The sequence below is a fragment of the Roseibium sp. genome, assembly GCF_025698965.1.
Classification (GTDB): domain Bacteria; phylum Pseudomonadota; class Alphaproteobacteria; order Rhizobiales; family Stappiaceae; genus Roseibium.
This window is the reverse complement of the sequence record NZ_JAILWL010000365.1, coordinates 1-6687: the sequence shown is the minus strand read 5'-3', so window position 1 is coordinate 6687 and position 6687 is coordinate 1. Positions and strand designations below refer to the sequence as shown.

Annotated in this window: 5 protein-coding genes and 1 pseudogene; 3 read left to right on the top strand and 3 right to left on the bottom strand. The window is 51.9% G+C overall.

The annotated features are described in order from the left end of the window. A pseudogene (locus K5905_RS23945) lies at positions 1–314 on the top strand (hypothetical protein); the annotation flags it as partial. An 11-nt stretch (positions 315–325) separates the two neighbouring features. Here K5905_RS23945 and K5905_RS23940 read toward each other — a convergent pair. Both K5905_RS23940 and K5905_RS23935 read right to left on the bottom strand, forming a co-directional pair. Next, positions 326–1231, bottom strand: coding sequence for a hypothetical protein (locus K5905_RS23940; protein WP_297588689.1), 906 nt, complete (start codon positions 1229–1231; stop codon positions 326–328). Between the two features lie 50 nt (positions 1232–1281). Further along, the gene (locus K5905_RS23935; protein ID WP_297588687.1) at positions 1282–2142 is read right to left on the bottom strand and encodes a polysaccharide lyase; all 861 of its coding nucleotides are present in this window, start codon (positions 2140–2142) and stop codon (positions 1282–1284) included. A 366-nt stretch (positions 2143–2508) separates the two neighbouring features. On the opposite strand from K5905_RS23935, the gene K5905_RS23930 reads away from it, so the two are divergent. Both K5905_RS23930 and K5905_RS23925 read left to right on the top strand, forming a co-directional pair. Next, a complete protein-coding gene (locus tag K5905_RS23930; RefSeq protein ID WP_297588684.1) occupies positions 2509–3435 on the top strand; it encodes an O-antigen ligase in 927 nt (308 codons plus the stop codon). Between the two features lie 242 nt (positions 3436–3677). Beyond that, positions 3678–4646, top strand: a complete 969-nt coding sequence (locus K5905_RS23925) for a heparin lyase I family protein (protein WP_297588682.1) — start codon at positions 3678–3680, stop codon at positions 4644–4646. Between the two features lie 143 nt (positions 4647–4789). On the opposite strand, the gene K5905_RS23920 is transcribed toward K5905_RS23925, so the two are convergent. Next, positions 4790–6687: GNVR domain-containing protein (locus K5905_RS23920; RefSeq protein WP_297588679.1), on the bottom strand; the 1898-nt coding region annotated here is incomplete at its 5' end.

The following is a 6687-nucleotide window of genomic DNA, read 5'->3' as shown; positions in this document are numbered from 1 at the left end:
GTGGAGGTTTTCAGTCGGCGAAAACCGAGCTGACAATACTTGCTTTTGGGGAACTCCTGAGTGCCAGCGCAGGCTGTGTTGGAATCGTGATGAATATGACCGGGCATCAGAAGGAAGCTGCGCAGATTCAGATCACGTCGGCGTTTGCCATCTCGGTGGCGATGGTTGCCGGCGCATGGTTGGCCGGGACAGTTGGAGTTGCCTGCGCAGTTGCGCTTGGTGTCGCGTTGTGGAACGGAAGAATGTGGTGGTATGTGCGCCGTGCACTGAAATTGGATCCGTCCATACTCGGCGTCGTTGCAGCACCGCGCTAGCACCGCAGAGGTCAATTCTGTGAGGTGAGGGCGCCGGTCCGCATGTGATTGAACTGTGTCATGCAGGTCAGGTCGATCTGGATCTTGGCAAGGCCTGGCAACTGTTCTTTCCATGCTTCGTCCTTGCGAATTGAACCAAGAGACCCTTCAAACCGGGCCGGATTGCCCGATACGCTGTGCCATGCACCGGAAAAAGGGGTTGCGCGCCGCTTCAGATCATAGAACTCGGCAATTCGTTTCATGTGCCTTTCGCTCGCATCGCAAAAATCTTCGTAGCAGACGGACAAGTAAGGGAGGTGCATCTGTGTGCCGAGTTGTTCAGCGCCGTGATTGAACCACTTCCAGCGCCAGATTGAACTCAAAGTCAGCTTGGAGCGTGACATGTAAGCCCCCTTGCCAGAACCTTCCGGCCGTTTTTTCTTCTTCGACCAGCTATGGGCAACGGCGCGCGGGTCACGAAAGACATGCAAGGGTTTTACGTTCAGTCCATTGGTCTGGCTTAGCGCAGCACCGAACAGCGGATATTTGCTTGAATCGATTAGAGCCTGGCCATCGAGAGTTTCATTGATCGCACCATAAAGGCGCTGGCTGATATCCTTGAACTCCGTTGAAACACTTTCAAGCTGTCCCGGGAGAGAGTGAAAACTCGGACGATTGCCTCTTGCGGACTTGAAGACGGCGTCAAAATGTTTCGCCTTTGGTTCATCAATGGCACCAAAGGCGTTTTTGAGTACGTCGCTCCAGTAGCTGCAGTCTCTGAACGGTGTGCCACAGGTGCATTTTTCGTTCTTCAGAAAGCCCCTGTCCCAAATGAAATAAAGTTCACCCAGACCAATGGCATTATAGTCTTTCTGCAAAAGGCTCTCGACGAGCGTGCTACCACTGCGCCCAAATCCCGAAACGTATATGATATCCATAAAATCTGACCTTAAGTACTTGGCTCCAACGAATAGCTGAAGGCTTTTAGCTAGTTTTCTTCAGCGTGTGGTTCGACACTTACCGTGTCGAAAAACAGGACACGTTTCTTGATGCCGTTCGTTGGAGGATTGGCCTTCCAGTTCGGGATATAGACGCCAAATTTCAGATAGGGGCCGATCAGATCGTTATGCGCGTTGGGACCTGTGTCTGTGAGCATGATTTCGCCATTCCGAAACATGGAAATTTCGCCGTCATCATCAACAGACCATTTAACCAGAAATTCGAAATCTTCCCAGGTACCGGGCTTGATCGGAGCCGACCACAGCATTTTCCTGCCTTCCACATCCACCTGTCGCGCAAAGCCTGAATGTAGACGTGTGTCCCAGGACTTTTCCAGGTGAAATTCGCCATTCAGAATGAAGAACTCCAAGGGCGGAACGCGGCCGCCTTCGCGAAGGTGTATGTCTCGAGTACCGTGCCATTGCAGAGCGATGACACGCTGATCCGAGTTTTGCCAATCTTCCGGCACATAGAGGCGTGCCCTGTAGCGCATGGTTTTGCCGTAAGGATCAGGGCGGAAGCGAATTTCCGAACGCTTTGATCCCTTGACCCGGGGGTCTTCGGGCCGAACTTCGAAACGCATGGAACTGGCCCAGTCTGCAACGCCTTTCTCCGGCGAAAGCTCGAGCGAATGGTTGCAACAAACCTGGATGGAATAGTCAGAATTGAACAAAAGATCGCTGTCTTTTGTAAACGCCATGTCCAGATGCGTGCTGGACGCTATCCGTTCCCTCGTACTGTTGTCGGTCCAGTACCTTTTCGCAAACGCAAAAAACGCAATGACGGACAGTATGATCGCCGTCAATATCAATCCAGCCACTAGAAGAAGAAGGCGCTTTGAGATAGTCATATGAAGAACCTAATTTAAATTCCAATTTCAAATTAGTCGTCGAAACAACGTTCAATTATAAAAATGCGTCATTCATTGCATACTTCAGCTACGTACAATCAGTCTTCTAGTGCGGATGAGGTCGAGCCTCAAACCTTAAAGACCATGTTTTTGGCCTTGTCACTCGTTTCCGTTGTCCTGGGTTGTTTTTTTAACTTAATTCCCAGCAGCTTACGACTACTGATTTCAGGCGTGGTCTTTGTCGGATTTCTCTACCTTTACATTGTCGGACTGTTGTTCGGGATGAATGGAAAGCGGCTCCCCTTTGCAGGGCTGTATTTTGCATCGCCGATTGTATTTGCGATTTCCGCAATATTGAATATTTCGATGTCCGGTCAATTCAGCATGGCGCTGGAGCTCTTACGATATATCGTTGGAGCACTTGCGTTTTCGATCTTTTTTCTGGTCGATGACTTTCAGCTCAAACGACGGCAATGGCTTTGTGTCTGGCTGGTATCCTGCGTTGCAGCATTGTGGATTTTCATCGCTTCCTTCACCGGAGAGCCATTGATAGTCGGCAACAAACCACGGCTGGCCTCTTTCAGTGGAGGTGCTGACGGACTGCATCCGAGCGCGTACATAACTCTGGCGCTTTTGTGGATGCATATTCAGCTGCTGCGCAGGGGCGTGGGCTATCGCACTGTGACGCTGGGCATGATTGCACTCCTGCTTGCCGTTCTTTTCGGGTACGAAGTGCGGACCACATACGTTGTGGCTATTGCCATGATCGGTTTTTCACTCGCTCGGGCTCTGAAACTGTCCCCAAGCATCATGTTGCTGCTCGCGGTTCTGAGCGTAATGATCGGTTTGCCCGCTGTTGTTCTGCTGGCCTCCGGGATTCCCGATCTTGATCTTTCGAAGTTTTCAAGTGGCCGCGTGGTTGCCTGGGGCGAGCGGATCGACATCATTCTCGACAGGGGTCTCTTTCAGTTTCTTTTCGGATCAGGGCCAGGGACCGACTATTTCAAAGGCAATGCAACCTGGCGGTATGAAGCCAAGGACTCGCACAACGATTTTCTCATAACGACAATCGAATTCGGTGTACTGGGATTGCTCGCGTTCCTGTCGTTCTGGGCTTCTTTGATCGCACGTGGACGCGGCCATGTACTGAGCATGCTGGCAATTGCGTTTCTGCTTAGCTCAGCGATCTCCAACGGCATTATCAATCGTCCGTCCGTGGCACCGATATTTGCCTTTTGTACTTTCTTGGCCCTTTGCGCCAGACCCGCAACTGCTCAAAAGCGAACGGATTGATCTGTACGTTTGTTTGCGTCCTTCTTTGTGGCTTTATGCGTGTCGCTTTGAGCAGGTCCCACAAGATTTTCAGAAGGACTGCAAGCCACAAGGCCCGGCTTGAAAGCAGTCGGTCAAACCGCTCGTCGCGTCGTCATCCAAAGGCCCGCAGGACTGCAACTGCGCCACAACAAAGCCACGAAATTCTGGCCTAAATTTCGCCGCTGATTGAAACACCGTGTCGTCCTGGTTCGCACAGGGCCATGTTTTCCAATAAGTGCGATTGCCACTTTTTCCAAACGGCTGGCGACAGGCTATTGCAGAGCGTTCGAAACACTTTTGACCGTTTCATCAAAGCCTTGGGTAAATGGCTACCGAGCGAGTTACAAATGGCGGACAGAATTTACAAGAACACCCAACCGGTGCATCGATTTCATAAGGACAGAAGTGCTCTTAAGAAGTCCATTGTGGCTTTCTGCGCAACCGCTGTTCTCTTCGGTTTGGCGGGCACACCACACCTCGCGGTCAAGGCCAGTACCAAGAAGACTTTTATTCCAAAAAGTGAATGGGAGACCTACAAGGTTCCTGATCCGGAACTGGTTAAACATTATTCCAGGAACCATTTCGCGCTGACGGCTAGACAGGGTGGCTACGTATTCAAATCGGACAGGAAGGCACGCAGAGTTCGAACAGAACTGTCTTGCCCGCATCGTTTCGGTTCTGATGAGGAAGTCTGGTTTTCGTTCGATGCAAAACTGCCGGACAAACAATTTTCGCGCTGGCTTCTGTTTGCTCAGTTTCACCAGAATTCCTGGACTAAAACCATGCCAGGAAATCCTCCCTTCAGTTTCGAGTTACAGGAGAATTCAGGCCGTGTCCTTGTTGTGAAGTGGTTGCAGGTCGCACCTGAAACTCCGAAAGGAAAGAGGCACGTATTGGCTTCGCTGGAGCTGCCCGGCGAAAAATGGCACAGTTTTGTGGGTCGCGTGAAATTCAGCGCCGGGCAACACGGTGGTGGCATCGAAATATGGGTGAACGGGACCAAGGAAGTCGACCATGAGGGTGTGGTGGGTTATCCTAATTCCCATACGATTGGCTGCATGGTTGGCCCGTATATGAAGGAACCGGAAAACGCGAAAAAGGGAGAAATCTTCGGTACGTTTGAGTACCGAAACGTACGTTTCTCGAAACCGTTGACCGGAGGCCGGAACAAGAAAATAGAACGTATTTGAGTGAACGTTTTCTGAAGCCGTTTGTGTCGGCAAACGAGAGCCACAAGGCCTCGGCCTGCCTTGTGTACAAGTCAGGCTTCCCGCAGTTCCCGATCGGGACTGGTCGGTTTTTATCCCGATTTCACCAATCCCGGCTGGGTGGCCTATTCGGTATAATAATCCGAATACGCCGTGAAGTAACCAGCTTTTTTGCCTTCTTGCTGATTTAGAAGTGTGACGATCTGAGCGTTTGGGCGTTTCGCTTCGTCAAGTTTTTCAAGGGACTGCGCGCAGAGCCGCTGGGGTGTCGTCGCCCAGCGGATGACGAAGGCGATCACGTCGGCATATTTTGCGAGATAGAGGCCATCGACAACAGGTTCGATCGGCGGTGAATCCAGGATGATGTACTCGAACCGGCTGGTCGCGTTGGAAATCATGCGCGCGAACGAGCCTCGGTCAATAAGCTGATCGGTCGGGATGTCGGAGCGTCGGGCTCCAACGACGGCTGTCAGGCCTGTCCGTTCATCGGTTTTGACGATGTCCATCAGGTCGCCATTGTCGAGGGCGCCTTTCAGATAGTCGGCCAAACCGTTCGACGGCTCCATCTGCAGCTGCTTGTGAACGCTCGGTTTGCGCAGGTCGCAGTCAATAATAAGCGTCTTGAAGCCGGAAAGCGCCAGAGTGCGGGCAAGCGACAAAGCGACGGTCGATTTTCCCTCACCCGGCAGAGCGGAAGAAATCATGATGATCTTTCCACGTGTGATTTCCGCATCTTCAGAACCGGATCGAGCCTTCAGAACAGCCTGATCCATCGAGACCCTCATGCGCCTTATGGATTCTGCAAACATGGACAGGGGGCTATCTATGACACTTTCAGAGACGGATGCGGAAGTCGGATTGACCGGAGCCTGTTTGGGAATGACTGTTGCAACAGGCGCGCGCAAGTGTGCTTCAACCTGATCCTGATTTGTAAAACCCCCAATGAAGTTTTCGAACAGGAATGCAAAGCCGACACCAGCTCCAAGTGCAAATACAAAACTTCCGGCGAGGATGAGTTTCGTGTTTGGATAACTTGAGGATGTTGGTGTGAAGGCAGGAGAGACGATGCGGCTGTCTGCGACCTGCAGGGCGGCTTCGGTCTCAAGTGTTTGCGTTCGTGACAACAGCGCCTGGTACTGCGTCGTTGCATTGAGAGAAACTTGTTGCAGACGGTAAATTTGCGCGAGGATTGCAGGAGGCAGGTTGCTTGAAAGGATCTCACTGCTCAGGGTCGCCCTCATTTCCGACCCGCGTTTCTCGATTTCTGATAGCTCTGCGCGCACTGAGCTTGACGCTGATTTAGCCTGATTTAGAAGTTCATTTTCAATCTGCGTCAATTGTGCACGCAGGTTGACCGCCTCCGTAGAATTGTTCGATGACGTAGCCAGTTGCTGCAGCAGGCTTTCACGCTGCCCTTGAAGTGCACTGACAGCCTCGTTTTCCAGTGCGCTGGCAAGAGCGCCAAAGTCCCGGGATTGCAATGTTTGATCAAGGATCGACAGGCGCGTTTCGGCGTCCGTACGCTCCAGGCCAATCGCCTGGATGCGATCACGCATCGTGCCGAAATCCGCGCGCCCGGTTTCCGAAATAAACGTATTGATATTGTCAAAGATATAATCGTTGAAGTTTGCTTCAGCCGTTACCACCATGGCTTCGGCTTGTTGAATCTGCCTCTGGACCACGTCTCGTGCCGCGATAGCTCCAACGACCTTGAGCTCGATTTGATTGCGAATATAGGTTTCCGAGATCGCGTTCGCGAGTGCTGCTGCTCGTTGAGGGTTCTCCGAACGGACTTCAACCGCAATCAGGTAGGTTAGACCCTGACGGCGAACCGAGACAGCGTCTTTCAAGGTCTGTAAAACCTTGCCGAGCGCTTCTTCTCCTGAAGGAAGGGCCGCATCCTTGATCCGGAGAAAGGCGAGAAGCTTGTCGCGTTTACTCAGTTTCACTCCGAATTCCGGATCTGTGATCAGGCTGTTCGGTCCACCCTGGTAGCCATTGCTGATGACATCCAGAAGAACTG

What these genes read in the sequence shown, in the direction of transcription:
- K5905_RS23940 (WP_297588689.1), bottom strand. Translation starts at nt 1,231, where the DNA reads ATGGATATCATATACGTTTCGGGATTTGGGCGCAGTGGTAGCACGCTC.
- K5905_RS23935 (WP_297588687.1), bottom strand. Translation starts at nt 2,142, where the DNA reads ATGACTATCTCAAAGCGCCTTCTTCTTCTAGTGGCTGGATTGATATTG.
- K5905_RS23930 (WP_297588684.1), top strand. Translation starts at nt 2,509, where the DNA reads ATGTCCGGTCAATTCAGCATGGCGCTGGAGCTCTTACGATATATCGTT.
- K5905_RS23925 (WP_297588682.1), top strand. Translation starts at nt 3,678, where the DNA reads ATGTTTTCCAATAAGTGCGATTGCCACTTTTTCCAAACGGCTGGCGAC.